Below are 18,859 nucleotides of genomic sequence, written 5' to 3' on the forward strand. Positions count from 1 at the left end.
ATCGTGGTCAATTGTATGCGATATCTGAATATGAATGATTTTTTAGAAATTGATCGCACAACCATGTATGAATACGAACTGCGCATGAAAGCCTTCCGATTGAGATACCTCGATCGGGAGGCCGCCATGCATAAGCAGGCATGGGTCAGCAGGCAGGTTGGGGCAACCAAGAAAAATGGAAAGCCTTTCTACAGAACATTTAAACAGTTCTTTGATTATGAAAAGGCTGAAAGAAATATGTTGAACATGGGAGACCGGCCTAAGCTGTTGAATGATCGTATTATGCAGGCTGTGCGCAGGCAGAAAGGAGGTAATAATGGAGAGCTATAGCGCAGAAGCAATTTTAAGCGCAGTTGATAAAAGCGGTATTTCCAAGATGGCAAATACGCTAGGTGGCATTGATAAGATATTGAAAGTAAACGACTTATCGAAAATCGAAGGGGCATTCACAAAGATACTGGAAGCTGTTGAGGGTTCATCTAAGCAAGTAGAGGACTTTTTAAATTCCTTTGCTGGGGCAGACACAGCAGAAAAACAGTTAGCTCTTATTACGGATACAATTAAATCAATGGTGCCATCACTGAATAACCTTACCTTAGAAAAAATACTTCCTGTTGTAAGTAAAGTATCAAAGGGAATGGGGGCAATGACCACTTTGATGCAGAGTTCGGTTGAGAAGTTCACAAGTGTATATAAATCAGGTATTGAAAAGTTGGCAAGTGTATCTAAAGCAGGTATTGATAAGACAATAGCGGTTTTTAAAAAGTTGCCCGCCGGAGTACATGGAGCTGTTGAAAAAGTCCAGTTAAAAATGATGGACATCTTACCGGAGAGTGTGTATGACAAAATAGATGGAGTAGCCGGTAAAATAGGAGGAAAATTTTCGAATTTAGGTTCGAAGATAACAGCACCAGTTGGGAAAATGGTTGAAAATGTTCAGCTAAAAATGATGGACATCTTGCCAGAGAGCGTGTATGACAAAATTGATGGAGCAGCCGGCAAAGTAGGAGGCATGTTTTCAGCTTTGGGTTCTGGGATTGGAAACGGTCTAAAAAAGTCTGCAGGTGTGGGTATGCAGGCATTGAGTGCAATGGTGAAGGGTCTGATGTCTGTATTCCAGTTGGCATTGGCTGTTATTGGACCAGCAGCAATACTGGGATTGGTCGTTATCGGACTCGGGGCAGTATATCAGCAATTTGGTTCGCAGATTGACAGTATGATTCAGATAGTAACGACAAAAGGGCCGGAGATTATTAACAATTTAGTATCTGGCATTACGAGCAGTATTCCTGCGCTGGCTGAATCCGGTGCAAAACTGTTAAATATGCTGATGATGACAATAAGTGCCTTATTGCCCACGGTTGTACAGGCAGGAATGAACATCCTGACAGCCGTTGTGCAGGGAGTTACGTCTAATATGGATATACTGTTACAGGGAGCAATTACGTTAGTGACAACACTGATTAATCAGATTATATCCCTTGTGCCGCAGTTATTGATTTGTGGACTGGGTATTCTTATGTCATTAGTTGATGGTATCCTAAGCAATATGAACCTGCTGCTTGACAGTGTGGTGAGCATTATCAACACTTTTTCAGAGCAGATGACAGCCAATTTGCCCACTATCTTAAGCATGGGATTGGAGATACTGCAAAAGCTGGCAGAGGGTATTGTACAAGCACTTCCGGTGCTTATTGTCGCAGCGCTGGAAGCAATGACAGGTTTCGTTACAGGGCTTGCCAATAGTTTACCAACAGTGCTCGGTTCAGCAGTAATGATTGTCACAACACTGGTTGAGGGACTGATTAATAATCTTCCACAAATACTTAATGCTGCAGTGCAGTTTATTGTGGAGATTGTAAAAGGAATCATCACGAGCTTACCACAGGTTTTAAATGCTGGGGTACAAATCATAGCACAGTTAATAGCTGGATTGATTCAGTCAATTCCGGCGCTTATTTCGACGGTAGGGAATCTGGTCGTGGAGGTTATTAACAAAATTAAGGGAACGGATTGGCGCTCTATCGGTCTGAATATCATAAGCGGTATTGCAAACGGTATATCATCAGCGGCAGGAGCTCTATGGGAGGCCGCCAGTGGTGTTCTGGGAGGCTTTAAGGACAAGGTTCTTGGCTATTTTGGAATACATTCACCTTCACGTTGGGGGATATGGGTAGGCAAAATGCTGGATGTAGGTATTGCAGGTGGTATTGACAAGTCTATGTCTAAGGTGGTTAATGCTGCCTCTTCCTTGACAGGTACTGTAATGAGAGAAATAGGGTATTTGCAGGATTACGGAAACAATGCCATTGATTTTAATGGTATCGTATCAAGCGGAACAGTAGCAATCGGAGCGACATTAAATGCAAGAGATGCAGAATTGCTTAGCAATGGAGCTGCGTTTACCCAAAAGACAAGGTATGTATTTGAAGTACCGGTTAATTTGGATGGTAGAGAAGTGGGTTATGGAACTGCGGAGTATGTAGAAGAAAAAAACAATTTTGACAGTAGAAGAAAAAATCGATTAGGAGGCATGACACATGTATAATTTTAAAGATACAAAAGAACACGGGCCATCAATGGGCCCCCTCCTGTCGGAGGCATTATCCATTGATGGGGAATATATAGAAAATCATATAGCTGGTTATCGTACACTTGCAGTAAGTGGACGTGAAAGCCTGGAATACAATGTAACGGATGAAGACCGACCCGTTGGCATTGATGGGATGGAGTACTATGGAAAAAGGCAGCCTGATAGAACAATCACCGTGAAGTTTTCTCTACAGGCAAGTACAGCATCTGCTTTCATGGCGCAATATCGGCAGTTAAAGAATTTCTGCAAAGGAGATAACCGGAAATTAAGGTTTGCAGATGAACCAAATGCGCATTATGTTGGTACACTTGTTACAGTAGATGAACCCGATTCAGGGCAGATATCGGTGGTTGGAGAAATGGCATTTTACTGTCCTGATCCTCACCTGATATCCGATATGCTGAATTCGGATACAGCAGTCACAGAAAATGGTATACTGACCGCTCATGTAAATAATGATGGAAGTGCAGAGGTATACCCAGTATACCGGATAAAGCACGCGACGGAAAACGGCTATTTAGGCATCGTCCAAAAAGGCGGTGCACTTGAAATAGGAAACCGTGATGAGGCAGATGTAGAACCTTATACACGTAGCGAAGTCCTTACAGCCGGGATAACTGACTTTAAACCATATGCAGGAGTAAATGCGAAGAATCCCGCAATCCTTACCAATGGCACACTGGAGCTTGGCAGTGACGGATACTTAAGGCTCAAAACAGCAGGTAGCGGCACGCACTGGCACGGGGGGAGCTGTCAATGGAATCTCCCTGCTGACAGTAACGGAGAGGTTGGGGCGAAAAACTTTTATCTATGGTTTCGGCTGCATTTCATGACAGGGCTCATGGGACAGACAGGTCTGATACAGGTCATGCTGGTAGATGCAGGCGGTAACTTAATTGCTGGTTTCGAGGTACACAAAGAGGACACAACAGGAAATAAGGCATATGTGCAAGGTTGGGTCGGCGGGAATACCCGAAAAGAAGTATTCAGGATAGATTTCGTTCCCTCCATCTATGAAAAGGACAACCATTTTATTTACTCCAAAGGTTATGAGGACCTTTTAAAAGAGGGAGGCAGGATACGCTTTTTCTATTTTGGGCGGTACTATGAAGCAAATGTACCAGAACTGGCCAATACAAAGGTTATGGGTGTACAGGTGTTTATCGGGCAATACGGAACCAGAAATATAACATCATCGCAATATGTTACTGTATGCAGGCTCAGCGAGTTACGTGGTCGCAAGGACTATGTAAATAAAATAAAAGACATCCCCAACAGATACGGAGCAGACAGTGAAATTGTGGTGGACACGGAATCAGACAGCATCACAGTAAACGGACTTCCAGCAAACAATGAACTTGTAGATGGCAGTGAATTTGCCATGCTCCCAATTGGAGAAACAGACATAGAGTTTTATCCGTCCCCCTGGTGTCAAACTAAGCCAACAGTTACTGTGGAATACAGAAAGAGGTGGATATAATGCTAATAAGCGTACACGACAAAACATTAAGCCGGGTAACCTTTTTGGATAACGAGAAACCCAATACCCTGCATTATTTTAATGAGACGTGGCATCGGTATTTAACAGAGGCAACCAGTACATTTGATTTTTCTGTACCCAAAACAGGACATCCAGATACCCTTTTTTTGAATGAAAAAGGGTATGTATCGTTTCGATACAGAGGAAAAAATTACCTTTTTAATATAATGAAAGTGGAAGAGACGGAATCGAATCTTACCTGCTATTGTGAGAATTTGAATCTTGAACTTTTAAATGAAACAAGCAAGGAATATAAGGCGGAATCCGCAAAGACATTCGCCCAGTATTTTTCCACGTACCCTCTTGACCTGCACCTTGCACAACTTGAAATCGGGATCAATGAAGTCTCTTCCTTATCCCGGACTCTGGAATGGACAGGTACGGACACAAAATTAGCAAGGCTGCTGTCCCTGGTGAATAAATTCGATGCAGAATGCGAATTTGTGACACATCTGAATCGTGACGGAACATTGGATAAGATTATGCTTAATATCTACCGGAAACACGATGACAATTATCAAGGTGTAGGGACCAGACGAAATGATTTAACGCTCTATTACGGCAAGCAAATCAAAGAAATCCGAAGAACTGTTGACAAGACAGGGCTATATACGGCAATCAAGCCTATCGGTACAGATGGGCTTACCATAGCAGCATTGGACAAGACAGAGCTGGATGCAAACGGAAATGTTTTATTTAAGAGTCCTACGGGCGATACACATATTTATTGTCCTTCCATGCGGGATGATTATCCCTCCCAGATGACAAACCCTACAGGGGACAAATATATCAATCTGGATTGGACTTATGAGACAAATAATGTCAATACGCTGTATAGTCAGGCGCTGGCAAAGCTAAAGTCTGTTTATATGCCAGCAATTACTTATGAGGTGGATGGATTTATGGAATTAGACATAGGGGACACCATTAAAATGCATGATTCTGGATTTACTCCATTATTGCTTTTAGAGGCCCGTGTGAGTGAGCAGGAAATATCTTTTTCGCAGCCAGATAAGAATAAGACTACATTTTCAAACATCCGGGCTCTTGAAAACAAATTGTCTGCCAGCATACAGAGCAGGCTAGAAGCACTTATACAGGGGGCAATACCGTATACAGCAGATATTATTACAACTAATGGGCTTGTCTTTAAAAACGGTGAAGGTAGTACTAATTTGACCGTCAGAGTATCCAGAGGAACCGCCATTGTAACAAACCAGTTGTCCTTACAATGGTACAAGGATGGTGTGGCAATATCCACCAATGCAAATATTACAGTAAACGCTGCGGATGTGATGGAAAAAGCCGTATACCGGGTTGAGGCATTAAACGCCACAGGAGAATTAAAATGTTTCGCAGAGGTAACTATTGCAGATGTATCGGACGGAGAGAATGGGAAGACACAGTACTTGCATATTAAGTATTCGGACGATGGAGGGCAGACATTCACAGGAAACAACGGGGAAGAACCCGGAAAGTGGATGGGGTATTACGTGGATTTCATATCTACGGACTCAAACAACCCTAGTATGTATAGCTGGGTGAAAGTAGAAGGTCCGCAAGGCGAACAAGGTACCCAGGGGCCGCAAGGAGAGAAGGGGGATTCAGGAGGAAAAGGAGACAAGGGTGACCCGATGGGCATTTTGGAACTGCCTACGGAGCCGCCAACCAAGTATGAGGGAATGCTGTGGAAACATACCGGAACCGTAGCAGGGTTAATTAAAAATGCTACATACCGCTGGACAGGTTCAGCCTGGGCACTCTTTAAGTTGCGGGCGGATAACATTGAAGCTGATAGCTTTAAGGGATATGAGTTTGACGGTGCTGTTTTTAAAAATGACTTTACTGCTTCAACAGGAATGCATAACAGACTCGTGGGAACAACGACAATAACAGGTGGAAAGATTGATATAGAATTTGAAAATCAAAGCAATGCATCTACGTCTAATTGGGTAAAGACGGGAAGCGGACACGTGTGGTTTGACTATAGTGGAATTTGGTTTGTTGACAGGGATGCGAATGAAAATTTATTAAGTACAAATGTTTTATCTCCAACCAAATTAAATGAGAAGGCACCCACTAATCACGCAAGTTCAGGTACCGGTTATGGAGTAGGCACCACAGCGAATTACGGCCACGTCAAAACGCGCAATGACCTAGGGGCAACCGGCTATGCTAATGGAGAGGCTCTTTCATCGTATCAAGGGCGCGTGCTTAATGATAAAATTGTTAAAAACAAGCTTGGGACGGCTGTTAATTTAATGGGGCAAACTCGATACGTGTTTCCAAGTGATGGTTATTTACGACTTGGGGCTAGTTACAGCACTAATAGTTGGATTCGGGCTCGACTATATGGGGCTGATGAAATTAACTACGTAGACATCCAGGCTAGTACGGCTTCTTCTGGGGCTACTGGAAACACTCATGCCGTTACTTTTGTCAAACAAGGAATGATTCTTAAAAATATAGAATCACAAACTGGCACCAGCAATTCTATAAGTTTTACGCCCCTTGCATAGGGAGAGGCTGATATGAGAATCAGATCGGGACCGAAAGATCTTCTTTTTATGCATAAAAACATCAGGAGGAAGTTACATGATTGAGTTTATCTCAAACAATTGGCAGTTAATTATTTTTATGACAGGTGGCATGGGATACATGTACAAACAAATATCCGCCACCCGTAAGGGGATAAGGGCGTTGCTCAGAGCCGATTTGATACGGCTATATAACAAATACCATGATGATTTGAGATATTGTCCTCTGTACGTCAAACAGGCGTTAGAAGACGAATACCAGCAGTATCACACACTAAAGGGTAATGGCGTAGGAACACAAATGTATGAGGCGCTAATGGCATTGCCAACAGAGTCTCAGGGAAAGGAGAAATAGAATGAAGAATAGAGACTGGAAAGAATGGGCAAAATGCGCAGGTATCCGGGCAGTTAAGATTTAATAAATGGGAGAAAAATGCTTATGGAGATCTGGAGAGATATACATGGATATGAAGGAGTATATCAAGTAGGTAACCTGGGCAGAGTAAAGTGCTTTGAAAGGATTGATAAAAGAAATCATATCAGACCCGGAATATTATTGAAAATCAAGACTAAAAGAATGGATATCTAAGGGCACATCTAAGCAAAGATGGAAAAGCAAAAACCTTGTCAATACATAGGCCTGTGGCGGCTGTATTTATACCAAAGCCTGACGGATGTGATGTAGTAAATCATATAGATAATAATTCTTCCAATAACGAAGTATCCAATCTTGAATGGACAACTTACAAAGGAAACATGCAACAGCACAAGGACGTATGCATTACCACCCTGAAAATCTAAGAAGAGCGCAAGAGAGTAAGAAAAAACCAGTGATCGCCATTTTGAAAGATGGCGGTCGTTTTTATTTTGAGTCTCAGAAAGAGGCTGGAAAGGCACCTGGAATCGGTACAGGACACATTGCGGCAAGCGACAGAAAAGACTATAGATACAAAACAGCTGGCAGATTTGGGTGGAAATATGCATAAAAGAAAGGCGGTTATTATGAAAAATGTTTTTACAAAAAAATGGTTAGTAGCGAGTGGGGTTCGTGCAGTGCGCACTGTAGCGCAGGCTGCTATAGCCGGAATCGGAACCGCCGCAGCTATGGGACAGGTTAATTGGAAGTATGTAGTATCTGCCGCCGCACTAGCCGGAGTTCTTTCGTTGCTAACCAGTGTAGCAGGATTACCTGAGGTCGGAACTACAGAAACCACAGAGGGCGAGTAACATCGTCCTCTTTTTGCACCGGCGCAAAGTCGGCAGGAAGGAGATATCAGAATGAGCATTTGTGGAGGAGTAGCTGGAAGAAGAAGCAGAAACCCCGTGGGGATATTCCTGCACAACGATGCGGGAAGTCAAAACGCTACTGCAGCATATTATAAGAACTGGCTGCAGACGCATAACCTATCAATCGGGTTCACACATTATTATGTAGCCTCAGATGATACACTGCAGGCAGAGGAAGATGCGAACTGTGCGTGGCACTGCGGTAACTTCGATGGAAATCTAAACTATCTCTCCATCGAAATTTGCCAGAGCAGGGGAGAATTAGAGACATTCAAAACCAATGAGGAAAGGGCTCTCGTATTAGCAGCACAGAAGTGTAAACAGTATGGCATTGTACCGTCTAACAGTACTATAAGACTGCATCAAGAGGTATTTGCTACAGCTTGCCCGCATAGAAGTGTAGAGATTCATGGGGGTGCGGCAGCTTGTAAGGCATATTTTATTAAAAAAATTATTGAATTGATGAAAGGAAACATATCAGCGCCAATATATGCAGCTGCACCGGATACTTCGGGGATTAAGCAAAATATCGGGCGTATTGGTACAGGTATTGTATTTACATATGCTGTAAAAGCGGGGGGAAGCAGTTACCCCGAAGTAACTAATTTAACGGATTTTGCAGGTGTCAGAGGAGTGGCCATTACTGATATTACTATAAAGGTAAATAAAGGTTCAGTAAAATATCGGGTACATATTAAGGGGGACGGCTGGCTCCCATATATAACTGGGTATAACTGGAATGACCATAATAACGGATATGCAGGAAATGGTAAGATTATTGATGCGATTGAGGTGTATTATAATACACCATCGGATATTGTTTCAGAGCACGGTTACCAGAAGGCGCAATATCGTGTTAGCCCTATCAATGGAAACTACTGGCCTTGGCAATATGACAATGAAACAAAAAATGGTCAGGATGGATATGCTGGAACTTTTGGAGCTGCAATAGATAGGTTCCAATTATATTAATAAAAAGGAATAGCCCGGATTCTTAATAACTTCGAGCTATTTGTAGTGGGTAAGGTACTAATGAATGGTGATAAGATTATTTTAATTTTTTCTATTTCATATCTGCATTACTAGTATCATGTTTTTTCACCCCACCCTATTTCTTGTATATGAAAAATAACAGAAACCCCACTTAGTATCGGCTAAATGGGGTTCTGCTTGTTTTCATAATATCTAAAGGAATGAGAGTAAAGTGAGACATCTAGGATTCCTCTAAGATGTCTTAACTTTATGAGGGGGGATAGTTGTTCTATCAACTATCTAAATTCAGTATATAGGATAAATGTGCACAAAGTATGTCATTTCTATAAAAGAACTGGGAAATTTGTTATGAAATTCTAAAATTGGTATTATGAGATTCTAATTATATGTCCTGCATATATGGAATCCGGGTTGCTGAGATTGTTTTGATTTTGCAGGGTACTTACAGTTGTATCGAACTTGAGAGCAATTTCACTCAGAGTATCTCCAGGCTGTATAGTATAGTAAACAGAGGTAGAGGTTCCATCTTCAGGAACCCGGATAGTCTGGCCGGGATAAATTATGTCCGGATCGGGAATGTCATTTAGGACGGCAAGAGTCTGATAAGTAGTTCCATAACGTTTTGCTATGCCGCTCAGAGTATCTCCTGGCTGAATGACATAAGTAATGTAATTCTGTACGGTCGAACCAGAGGGGGGGGAACTGCCATCCAGATGATTCAGCTCTGCATCCCGGATAATGGCAGGAAGATCGGTAAATCCTAAATCTAAATCGACATTAGTTCTGATTCCCGGTACGTGTCCTTGATTAGTATACTGCCAGATACTGCAGTGAGTATTATCAAATTGACTTCCATAGTATGCGTACCAAAGTGCATAGCGTTTGGAAAGGTCTGAAGGAAAATAAGTATGCAGAAAGTTCCGGTCGCAGTAAAGCATGGCATAATACCCCAGTTCTTCTACTCTGCTGCAGAAACTCTGTACAAATTGAGCTGCCAGCGCAGGTGTTACAGTTACACCATGTTGGGCGGCGTAGTTAATTGTCGCCTGCTCTATGTTATAACATACAGGGTATTCCAGACAATAGGAAGAAACTGCATTTATACAGCCATCAGCCTCTTGCCGGGCTGTTTCCGGGTTGATAGCATGACAAAGCCAGTATGCGCCTATAGGAAGCCCAATCCGGTTACATTCTGCGGCATTTTGCTGGAACCTTTTATCTAAAATGCCAAAACCATGTCCGGCGCAGAGCATGGCAAACTGGTACCCGGCGGACTTCACCCGCTCCCAGTCTACAATTCCCTGGAATTCACTGACGTTAAGTCCTTGAAAACTCATATAAAAACTCCTTTTACCATAAAAAGTATGGTTATATTATCATTTTATTATATGTGTAAAATAATAAAATTGTTCTTGGGGGGTGGAATGTTACTTAAAGATGAAAGATTTAAAAGAAAGGAGGCGTGGCCCGAATTATAAAAAAGGCTCTGGCTTTAAGCCAGAGCCTTAAAATTAACATCCACGATTGAGTGCATTGCAAAGATAGTTGATTAACTCAGAACAGTTACTAAAGTTAAAACACATGGCTTAGTCCTCCTTATGATGATTATTATTGTTATTATTTGTGTTAGCTAATCACAATAGAATTGTAACAATTACGTAACAATTTCGCAATAGGAGGTAAATGGAAGAAATGGAAAAAGGAGTGGCCGGGATTACTCCCGGCCTTGAAAAAATTATGAAAAAGAAAATTTATATAAAAAAGGTTATTGTCCTTTGATAGTTATTACTATACATGGAAAATGTGTTAGTTATGTGAGGGATAATTTAACAATTTATGTATGATTTTTGAAAAAACTATGAAGAGGGGCAGCTCATAGCAATCCTCTTCATATTAAGATGTGCAGGTAATAATAAAGAAATAAAGTATCAGGCAGAGTAATTTTAATTTAAGAAATTTATAAGATTTTCCCCAAGGGGTCTTAAAAAATCACAGATATCATGTATACTGTAGAGGAGGTGATGAAAATGTATAATATTTTAGTTTGTGATGATGATAAAGAAATTGTGGAAGCAATCGAGATATATTTAACTCAGGAAGGCTATCATATACTGAAAGCTTATGACGGTGCAGAGGCATTAAAGGTTCTGGAAACGGCAGAAGTACATTTACTTGTGCTTGATGTCATGATGCCCAGGCTGGATGGAATTAGGGCAACACTTAGAATTAGGGAGAACAATAGTATTCCTATTATTATTCTGTCCGCGAAGTCGGAAGATGCGGATAAGATTCTGGGGCTGAATGTGGGTGCTGATGATTATGTGACAAAGCCGTTTAATCCGTTGGAGCTTGTGGCGAGAGTAAAGTCACAACTGCGCCGGTATACTCAGCTTGGCGGGAATACGAGTGAAAAGTCTGAGAAGGTCTATGAGGTTGGGGGTCTTGCTATTAACGATGATTTGAAGGAAGTTTCGGTAGATGGGGAAGTCGTGAAGCTGACACCGATTGAGTACAATATTTTGTTATTACTAGTGAAAAATCAAGGGAGAGTTTTTTCTATAAATCAGATTTATGAATCTATCTGGAATGAAGATGCAATCGGAGCAGACAATACGGTTGCGGTGCATATCCGTCATATCAGGGAAAAGATAGAGATTAATCCCAAAGAGCCCAGATATCTGAAGGTGGTCTGGGGAGTTGGTTATAAGATTGAAAAACTCTAGAAAGGAGTAATATGAAAAACTGGTATAAGAAGCCGGTGACAAAGGGTATTCTGCTGCTTTTTGCACATATTATGGCGGTAGCAGCGGTTTTGAGCATCGTGGTTCTTTTGGCTTTTGCGGGAAATATGAAGGGAGAAGACTTCATCAATTTTTCTACTGAACCCTATGAAGAGTCCACGAGCTTTAAAAATATGGTATATAACGCCACATGGAGTGTAATGGAAGGGCTTTCCATGAAACACAATTTTGAAACGGAAGGCAAATATGATTCCAATAAATTGGTTGATATTGTAGATTTGGCCAGGAACGGAAAGATAACCGGCGAAAATATATCCGGGCTCACCTATGATCTGGAAGATTTAAAAAACTGGAGCAGTGAATATATGGAGGAAGGTGCGGACTATCGTGATAATAACATTGTGGTCTGCCAAAAACCTGACGGAACCTATCATTATTATTATATGGGAGAGTTCCAGACCCTGATACAGGATAAAAAGCTTTTGTTGGAAGTGGACCATAAATCTGTTTCTGATTTCTTAACGGAGCTGGAGGATGGATACTATACTTCCGGGTATTCGGATGGAAATCTAATTATTAAAAATGCGGATGGAAATACAGAATATACGGATTGCTGGACATTTAGCGGAGCATTGAAAGAGAAGTATGCCCCTGCAGATGCAGCAAATATTTTGGAGGTAGTGAACAAGACACCGGAGTTGAACGGAAAATTATCAAAGGTTTATAACTATATGGAGAGTGTGCTAGGCTCAATTTCTTCACAGATAGAAGAATATTTGTACACAGGCGACATGTGGAAGGAAGGAAATACAAACTTTACTTACATGTTTGTAAATGAAAACACAAAAACAGTTTATACAAACAATGACCAGTATCAAAGTTATGATGAGGTTAAAGCGAACCTGGAGAGAATGAAGTCAGGAGCGAAAAGCAAGTACTTGATTGTAAGGCCGAAGCTGGCGGAATTTGAGACAAATATGGATATATCTGCCAACGAATGGCATTCAGCAGTGAAATCCTATATCTGCAGCCAAAATACCGACTGTATATTTGCAGCATCTATAGACACAGATTTTCCAATACAGGATAATTTTTATACAGATAAGCAGGCATATGATACTTATGCCCCATATTTAAAGCAGGCGGCATTTGGCAGTGTATTTTGCTCTATAATATTTCTGCTGATTTTAATCTGGATGGCTGTTATTGCCGGTAAAACAGAAGATGAAGAACTTCATCTGACTGCATTTGACCGTTGGAAAACGGAATTAGGGGCAGCATTTATCATTCTAATATGGATTTTCCCTGTTTTTTTTATGGTAAATATATGGGGGAATATTTTTACAAGTGGAGTTTCTTATGCGGTAGAAGGCTATTATACTATGGCTTATACAGGTGTTTATTCCGGGAGCTATCTGGCTATATCTGATTTGGCAGAGGTGGGGCTTACAGCAGCATATACAGCAGCCTGCTTTTTAGCCGGTTATCTTAGCCTGATTCGCAGAATCAAGGCAAAAACACTTTGGAAAAATAGTTTGCTGCGGGATGTTCTTCTATTTTTAAAAGAGCTTTGGGAGAACCGCAGCTCTATATTTAAAATAGTATTTATTGCGGCAGCATTTATTTTATTAGATTTGTTTATTATAGCTATTAATGACGGGATAGTTTCTGTCCTGCTGATATTTATTTTTGAGGGAGCCGCGGCATTATATATTATTGTAAAAAATACAATTGCCAAGAACAGGCTTCGAAAAGGAATTCAGGAGATTGCTTCTGGAAATGTAGATTATCAGATTCCTTTGGATGGGCTGAAAGGTGAGAATCTGAACACTGCAGAAATGATGAATAATATAGGAAATGGGCTTCAGTGCGCAGTAGAAGAAGGCATGAAAAGTGAAAGACTAAAAACGGACCTGATTACCAATGTTTCTCATGATATTAAGACACCACTGACCTCTATCATCAACTATGTAGATTTGTTGAAACGGGAGAATTTTGATGATCCTAAAATCCAGGGATATCTGGATATTCTGGAGGAAAAGGCCCAGCGTCTGAAGACTTTGACAGAAGATGTAGTTGAGGCATCAAAAGTAAGCAGCGGGAATATTGTTCTGGAACTGATGGATGTAAATCTGGTTGAGCTGATTAACCAGACGGCAGGAGAGTTTACTGAAAAGTTCGAGAAAAGGAAACTGAAAATGGTTCAGAACATTACAGATGAATCCGCTATTATTTACGTAGATGGAAGACGCATATGGCGTGTACTGGAGAATATTTACAACAATGCAGCCAAATACGCCATGCCAGGAACCCGGGTGTATGCAGATCTTTGGGTAGATGAAGGAAAGGTAAGCTTTTCATTGAAAAATATTTCTGAGAGTGCCCTGAATATTTCTGCTGATGAATTGGGAGAAAGGTTTATTAGAGGAGATATAGCCAGAAGCACGGAGGGCAGCGGGCTGGGACTGTCTATAGCCAAGAGCCTGACAGAGATGCAGGGAGGCAAGTTCAAACTGTATCTTGATGGAGATTTGTTTAAGGTAACAATAGAGTTTCCAAGAATGAAGTAGGCTAATTAAAAAAGGGTCAGTCCCTTCTGAAAAGGGACTGACCCTTTTGCTGACCATTTTCAGAATATTCTCATCTTTTCTTATATGTTTATGCCTTTTGAAGATACTGATGTTATAAAGTGTTTTCAAGTTGGAACTGATTCTTGCACCATTGGAGGTTTTGCTTTACAATTAGTAAAAGAATTGGAAAGAATATTTTAAGGGGTATTTTATGGAGAAATTGCAGGAATTATTAAATAATGTTTTAAATATAGAGTTTGTCCAGGGGATTATGAGTAATCCGCGCAGGTCGGATGGTGTTTTGAAGATTAAGGTGAGGCCGGTTGGGAAGAAGGGGAACTTTTATTTTCAGTTGGAATCTTTTACGAAGACACAGGTATTTCATGAAAATCTTATGCCTGAGGAGGCGGCAGGGCGGATTGTGGAGTATATGGGAAATTTCCGACAGCTGCAGGTAACTACGAGGAGCGTAAATTATACGGTACTTGTAAGTAAAAAGGGGAAGGTGACGATTCAAAAGAAGCACCTGGAAAAGAAATTGGAGGAGGCAGCGCTCTCCCATAACCGCACTAAGAAATATATTTTACGTGAAGGGATGGCAGTACCTTTTCTTGAAGATTTGGGAATAATGACTTCTGAGGGGAAAATTGTGAAATCCAGGTTTGATAAGTTTCGGCAGATGAACCGCTTCTTAGAGTTTATTGAGGATATTCTGCCCAGGCTTGACAAGGGACGGGAATTGACGATTTTAGATTTTGGTTGCGGAAAGTCTTATTTGACTTTTGCAATGTATTATTATCTTCATGAGCTGAAAGAGTATGATATACGTATCATTGGCCTCGATTTAAAGGAAGATGTGATTGAACATTGCAGTGGGCTGGCCCGGAAATATGGATATGAGAAACTGACTTTTTTAGTGGGAGACATTGCGGATTATGAGGGAGTACAGGCAGTAGATATGGTAGTTACTCTTCATGCATGTGATACCGCTACAGATTATGCACTGGCTAAGGCGATTGGCTGGAACGCTCAGGTGATTCTTTCGGTTCCATGCTGCCAGCATGAACTGAATAAGCAAATAGCAAATGAAATGCTGGCTCCGATTATGGATTATGGGCTGTTGAAAGAGCGGTTTGCGGCTCTTGTTACAGACGGGCTGCGCGCGAAATACCTTGAGACAGCGGGGTATGAGACGCAGGTATTAGAGTTTATTGACATGGAGCATACACCTAAGAATATTTTATTGCGTGCTGTGAAAAGTAAAAAAGATAATGTAAGTGCAAGGCGGGAAATCCGGGAGTGTGAAACGTTTTTGCAGGTAAAGCCTACATTAGGAAAGCTGCTATATGGAGATGAAGAAAGATGATATTTTGTATCTGTTTATGGTTTTGAACAGATATGATATTTTTAAAATAAAGGGGACAGACAAATGAAAAAAAAGAGGTGGATAAAGGTTGGGATTTTGGCAGGCATATTTCTCATTGCGCTTGTCATAAGCAGCCTGATTACAAATAGGGGGACAGATGATTTGACAGTTGACCTGGGTGATCCTACACTGCCCAGAATTTCATTTACGGTGGCAGGCAGAAATGTAAATACTCTTGCAGGGTATGTGGACGATATGGATATTACTGCTATGAGGGATACGGTTACACCGCTAGAAAATAACGGTACTCTTGAAATGATAATAGAAGAGGATGAAAATGTCATCCAGTCAATTCAATATGAAGTATATTCTTTAAATGGAGAAGATGTTTACGGCAAGGATGAAGTCAAAGATTTGGCAGCTTCAACCATTAAATTAGACTTGAACAGCACTTTGGGAGAAAATGTTTCTGAAGCTGTTTTAAAAGTAACATTAGAAACTGAAAAGAAAGAAATATATTTCTACACAAGAATTGAAAGACCGGAGGATCTTGCTGTAAAAGAGTGCCTTGATTTTGCAGATGGTTTTCATTCAAAGACATTCAGCAAAAAAAATGCTTCTGAACTGTCCCAGTATTTGGAACCAAATGAAGAAGGCGATAACACGACTTATCAGACGGTAACAATTCACTCAAACAGTACACAGGTTACATGGGGAAACCTGGAACCGGAAATATCCAGCCCTGTGGAGTGGAGTATCAAGGAAAGTAATAGTGTTTATACCTCTTTACTTGCAAAATATCAGGTCACGTGTACAGGAGACCAGGATGAGGTAGAGACTTATAATATAAAAGAATTTTTCCGTGTGAGACACAGCGGAGATGAGGTTTATCTTTTAGATTATAACCGAAGTATGAATCAGGTTTTCAATGGAAATAAAAAAGTGTTGGATGAAACGGGAATATTACTCGGAATTACTTCTCCGGATACTTCATATGAGACAAATAAGGACGGGACAATTGTATCTTTTGTACAAGAGAGAGACTTATGGACCTATAATAAGGAATCAGATGAGCTGTCCCTGGTATTTAGTTTTGCAAATAGAGAGGGACACGATATACGCAGCCGTTATGACCAGCATGCAGTCAGGCTTATCAGTATGGATGAGAATGGAAGCACAGTTTTTGCCGTTTATGGGTATATGAATAGGGGGACTTATGAAGGCAGAGTAGGCGTAGATATCTATTATTTTGATATTGAGAAAAATGCTGTAGAAGAGAAGGCATTTATTCCAAGCAATAAATCTTTTGCTATCGCTGAGGATGAACTGGGAAAAATGGTTTACTACAGTCATGACAGGGAGGTACTTTACGTTCTGGCTGGTGGAACATTGTATCAGGTGGATTTGGAAAAAGACAAACAGGAAGTACTGGCTGAGGACTTAAAAGAAGGACAGTATACAGCATCAGATGACGGACATCTGCTTGCTTATCAAACAAGTGGTTCTCTGGAAGATGCACGAGAAATTATGGTCCTCAATCTAAAAACAGGTAAGGAAAGAACCTTAGAGGCAAGTACAGGGGAGTCTATAAGGCCTCTTGGGTTTGTGATCAACGATTTCATCTATGGACGCCAAAGAGCAGATGATAAGGGGAAAACGGTGGCAGGAGAAGATATACTGCCTATGTATGAATTGGAAATCCTGGATGGTAAAAACGAGGTAGTGAAAACCTATACTGTGGAGGGGACTTACATTTCGGATATATTTGTTGAGGATAATCTTGTTACACTTAACCGGGTGACAAAGTCCGGAGAAACCTATACGGATACGGCACAGGATTATATTAGTAATAATGCTGTGCGGAAGGAAAGTAATATTTCATTGGAGCCTTACTCGACTGATTTGAAAAAGAAACAGATGAGATTAAAGTATGTGGATGGAATTCCTGACCAGTTACCTAAAATCCTGAGGCCAAAACAGGTCATGCTGAATGAGCCGGTTACCATTGCATTTGATGGCAAGGTAAAATCGGATAAATATTATGTATACGGAACAGGAGAACTAATAGAAATTTATAACAGGGCGTCTTATGCAATTCAAAAGGCTGAACAGGTGTCCGGTGTGGTAATTTCCTCTGAGCAGACCTATATTTGGGAAAAAGGAAACCGTGACCTGGTCTACTATACAGCTGCACAGGCATTTAAGAAATCGGAACATCAAACTTCTTTCGAGGCATGCGAGGAGCAGATGAACCAATACCAGGCGAAAAGAGTGAATTTAACGGGATGTACTTTAAGTCAGGTACTTTATGTGATTAATAAAGGACTTCCTGTAATTGCTATGACAGATTCCAGCCATGCAATACTTTTGACCGGATATAGTACAACCGATGTGACCTATATAGATCCTGACAGTGGAGAGGAGCACACGGTTAGCGTGAATGATATGGAAGAGATGGTGAAGGGAAGCGGGAATACGTTTATTGGATATGTGAAATAACAAGAAGAACCTTGCGCATGGGCATTTAGGAGTACTGTAAAATGCCTGTGTATAAGGTTCTTTTTCTTTTACGTATTAAGGTGTTCTGAAAATAGTATGTTTATATTTATTCAATGCCGTGTATAGAATCATTCCTAATACTCCACAGGAAATCACTTGTCCAATGCCTACGGTTAACATCATGAAGGGAATTGGGAGCGGCACCATGTATCCATAGCGCAGGATAAGCGGCACAATAATTATATTGGATAAAATAGGGGGCAGCGGAGCCAGAAACGGACTTTTATTGCGAAGCTGCCAGGTAAAGACCGCACCTATCAGGGTGGCGAAACTTCCAAAAATAATATCGGGCAGAATACAGCCGCCAAGTATATTACTGATAAGACATCCGATGAACAAGCCTGGGATTGCAGCCGGGGTGAATACCGGAAGGATGGTCAGTGCCTCGGAAATACGAACCTGCACTTCACCATAACTGAAGGGTGCAAACACAAGGGTGAGCACCACGTAGATAGCAGCAATCATAGCTGCCTGTGCCATAAAAAGCACATTGTTGATTCTCAATTTTTTCATTTTTAATCTCCTTTAGTTTTGTTTTACGTGTGGAAGGTCACGAACACACGTTAGTTTTGTGCTGAAAATGGCAGAATAAGCCGATTTCAACGGTTTGTAGTATAGCACAGAGGAAATCAAAAATCAAGTTGTACCCACTTTGTACCCACAATGAGAAGAT

Annotated in this window: 16 protein-coding genes; 14 read left to right on the forward strand and 2 right to left on the reverse strand. The window is 41.0% G+C overall.

Features of this window, described 5'->3' with window-relative positions:
* The first annotated feature begins 30 nt into the window (after nt 1–30).
* The 10 genes from A8805_RS22175 to A8805_RS13810 all read left to right on the forward strand — a co-directional run bounded on the left by A8805_RS22175 (nt 31) and on the right by A8805_RS13810 (nt 8,929).
* A complete protein-coding gene (locus tag A8805_RS22175) occupies nt 31–330 on the forward strand; it encodes a hypothetical protein (protein ID WP_207657704.1) in 300 nt (99 codons plus the stop codon).
* A complete protein-coding gene (locus tag A8805_RS13775) occupies nt 317–2,548 on the forward strand; it encodes a phage tail protein (protein WP_109712098.1) in 2,232 nt (743 codons plus the stop codon). Before A8805_RS22175 ends, A8805_RS13775 begins: the two co-directional genes overlap by 14 nt.
* On the forward strand, nt 2,541–4,073 hold the full coding sequence (locus tag A8805_RS13780) for a distal tail protein Dit (protein WP_109712100.1): 1,533 nt from the start codon (nt 2,541–2,543) through the stop codon (nt 4,071–4,073). The genes A8805_RS13775 and A8805_RS13780 overlap by 8 nt, the downstream gene beginning before the upstream one ends.
* Nucleotides 4,073–6,652 carry a phage tail spike protein gene (locus A8805_RS13785; protein WP_109712102.1) on the forward strand — a complete coding sequence of 860 codons (2,580 nt, stop codon included), beginning with the start codon at nt 4,073–4,075 and terminating at the stop codon, nt 6,650–6,652. Before A8805_RS13780 ends, A8805_RS13785 begins: the two co-directional genes overlap by 1 nt.
* A gap of 76 nt (nt 6,653–6,728) precedes the next feature.
* Nucleotides 6,729–7,025 carry a hypothetical protein gene (locus A8805_RS13790; protein ID WP_109712104.1) on the forward strand — a complete coding sequence of 99 codons (297 nt, stop codon included), beginning with the start codon at nt 6,729–6,731 and terminating at the stop codon, nt 7,023–7,025.
* 84 nt (nt 7,026–7,109) lie between these two features.
* Complete coding sequence (locus A8805_RS13795; protein ID WP_181392844.1) at nt 7,110–7,259, forward strand: NUMOD4 domain-containing protein; 150 nt, start codon at nt 7,110–7,112, stop codon at nt 7,257–7,259.
* A 53-nt stretch (nt 7,260–7,312) separates the two neighbouring features.
* The gene (locus A8805_RS23135; protein ID WP_207657705.1) at nt 7,313–7,471 is read left to right on the forward strand and encodes an HNH endonuclease; all 159 of its coding nucleotides are present in this window, start codon (nt 7,313–7,315) and stop codon (nt 7,469–7,471) included.
* A complete protein-coding gene (locus A8805_RS22180) occupies nt 7,405–7,656 on the forward strand; it encodes a hypothetical protein (RefSeq protein WP_181392852.1) in 252 nt (83 codons plus the stop codon). The genes A8805_RS23135 and A8805_RS22180 overlap by 67 nt, the downstream gene beginning before the upstream one ends.
* Nucleotides 7,649–7,897, forward strand: a complete 249-nt coding sequence (locus A8805_RS13805; RefSeq protein ID WP_242992402.1) for a holin — start codon at nt 7,649–7,651, stop codon at nt 7,895–7,897. Before A8805_RS22180 ends, A8805_RS13805 begins: the two co-directional genes overlap by 8 nt.
* A gap of 51 nt (nt 7,898–7,948) precedes the next feature.
* On the forward strand, nt 7,949–8,929 hold the full coding sequence (locus A8805_RS13810) for an N-acetylmuramoyl-L-alanine amidase (RefSeq protein ID WP_109712110.1): 981 nt from the start codon (nt 7,949–7,951) through the stop codon (nt 8,927–8,929).
* Nucleotides 8,930–9,318: 389 nt separating this feature from the next.
* On the opposite strand, the gene A8805_RS13815 is transcribed toward A8805_RS13810, so the two are convergent.
* Nucleotides 9,319–10,287, reverse strand: a complete 969-nt coding sequence (locus A8805_RS13815) for a LysM peptidoglycan-binding domain-containing protein (protein ID WP_109712112.1) — start codon at nt 10,285–10,287, stop codon at nt 9,319–9,321.
* A gap of 690 nt (nt 10,288–10,977) precedes the next feature.
* On the opposite strand from A8805_RS13815, the gene A8805_RS13820 reads away from it, so the two are divergent.
* From A8805_RS13820 to A8805_RS13835, 4 genes are all read left to right on the forward strand, one after another.
* Nucleotides 10,978–11,673: a response regulator transcription factor gene (locus tag A8805_RS13820; RefSeq protein WP_109712114.1), complete on the forward strand. Its 696-nt coding sequence runs from the start codon at nt 10,978–10,980 to the stop codon at nt 11,671–11,673.
* Between the two features lie 11 nt (nt 11,674–11,684).
* A complete protein-coding gene (locus A8805_RS13825) occupies nt 11,685–14,261 on the forward strand; it encodes a sensor histidine kinase (RefSeq protein ID WP_109712116.1) in 2,577 nt (858 codons plus the stop codon).
* 211 nt (nt 14,262–14,472) lie between these two features.
* On the forward strand, nt 14,473–15,627 hold the full coding sequence (locus A8805_RS13830; RefSeq protein ID WP_109712118.1) for a class I SAM-dependent methyltransferase: 1,155 nt from the start codon (nt 14,473–14,475) through the stop codon (nt 15,625–15,627).
* 63 nt (nt 15,628–15,690) lie between these two features.
* Nucleotides 15,691–18,126 carry a C39 family peptidase gene (locus A8805_RS13835; protein ID WP_109712120.1) on the forward strand — a complete coding sequence of 812 codons (2,436 nt, stop codon included), beginning with the start codon at nt 15,691–15,693 and terminating at the stop codon, nt 18,124–18,126.
* Nucleotides 18,127–18,201: 75 nt separating this feature from the next.
* Here the strand turns inward: A8805_RS13835 and A8805_RS13840 are convergent, their stop codons facing one another.
* Nucleotides 18,202–18,699, reverse strand: a complete 498-nt coding sequence (locus A8805_RS13840; protein ID WP_109712122.1) for a QueT transporter family protein — start codon at nt 18,697–18,699, stop codon at nt 18,202–18,204.
* Nucleotides 18,700–18,859: the final 160 nt, after the last annotated feature.

The sequence above is a fragment of the Faecalicatena contorta genome (assembly GCF_003149105.1).
GTDB classification, from domain to species: Bacteria; Bacillota; Clostridia; order Lachnospirales; family Lachnospiraceae; genus Muricomes; species Muricomes contortus_C.

Bases quoted from the DNA above. Each gene is read 5' to 3' on its own strand.
- A8805_RS13785 (WP_109712102.1), top strand. From the start codon at position 4,073: ATGCTAATAAGCGTACACGACAAAACATTAAGCCGGGTAACCTTTTTG.
- A8805_RS13815 (WP_109712112.1), bottom strand. From the start codon at position 10,287: ATGAGTTTTCAAGGACTTAACGTCAGTGAATTCCAGGGAATTGTAGAC.
- A8805_RS13810 (WP_109712110.1), top strand. From the start codon at position 7,949: ATGAGCATTTGTGGAGGAGTAGCTGGAAGAAGAAGCAGAAACCCCGTG.
- A8805_RS13780 (WP_109712100.1), top strand. From the start codon at position 2,541: ATGTATAATTTTAAAGATACAAAAGAACACGGGCCATCAATGGGCCCC.
- A8805_RS13820 (WP_109712114.1), top strand. From the start codon at position 10,978: ATGTATAATATTTTAGTTTGTGATGATGATAAAGAAATTGTGGAAGCA.
- A8805_RS13840 (WP_109712122.1), bottom strand. From the start codon at position 18,699: ATGAAAAAATTGAGAATCAACAATGTGCTTTTTATGGCACAGGCAGCT.
- A8805_RS13830 (WP_109712118.1), top strand. From the start codon at position 14,473: ATGGAGAAATTGCAGGAATTATTAAATAATGTTTTAAATATAGAGTTT.
- A8805_RS13805 (WP_242992402.1), top strand. From the start codon at position 7,649: ATGCATAAAAGAAAGGCGGTTATTATGAAAAATGTTTTTACAAAAAAA.
- A8805_RS22175 (WP_207657704.1), top strand. From the start codon at position 31: ATGAATGATTTTTTAGAAATTGATCGCACAACCATGTATGAATACGAA.
- A8805_RS13790 (WP_109712104.1), top strand. From the start codon at position 6,729: ATGATTGAGTTTATCTCAAACAATTGGCAGTTAATTATTTTTATGACA.
- A8805_RS13795 (WP_181392844.1), top strand. From the start codon at position 7,110: ATGGAGATCTGGAGAGATATACATGGATATGAAGGAGTATATCAAGTA.
- A8805_RS22180 (WP_181392852.1), top strand. From the start codon at position 7,405: ATGGACAACTTACAAAGGAAACATGCAACAGCACAAGGACGTATGCAT.
- A8805_RS13825 (WP_109712116.1), top strand. From the start codon at position 11,685: ATGAAAAACTGGTATAAGAAGCCGGTGACAAAGGGTATTCTGCTGCTT.
- A8805_RS13835 (WP_109712120.1), top strand. From the start codon at position 15,691: ATGAAAAAAAAGAGGTGGATAAAGGTTGGGATTTTGGCAGGCATATTT.
- A8805_RS13775 (WP_109712098.1), top strand. From the start codon at position 317: ATGGAGAGCTATAGCGCAGAAGCAATTTTAAGCGCAGTTGATAAAAGC.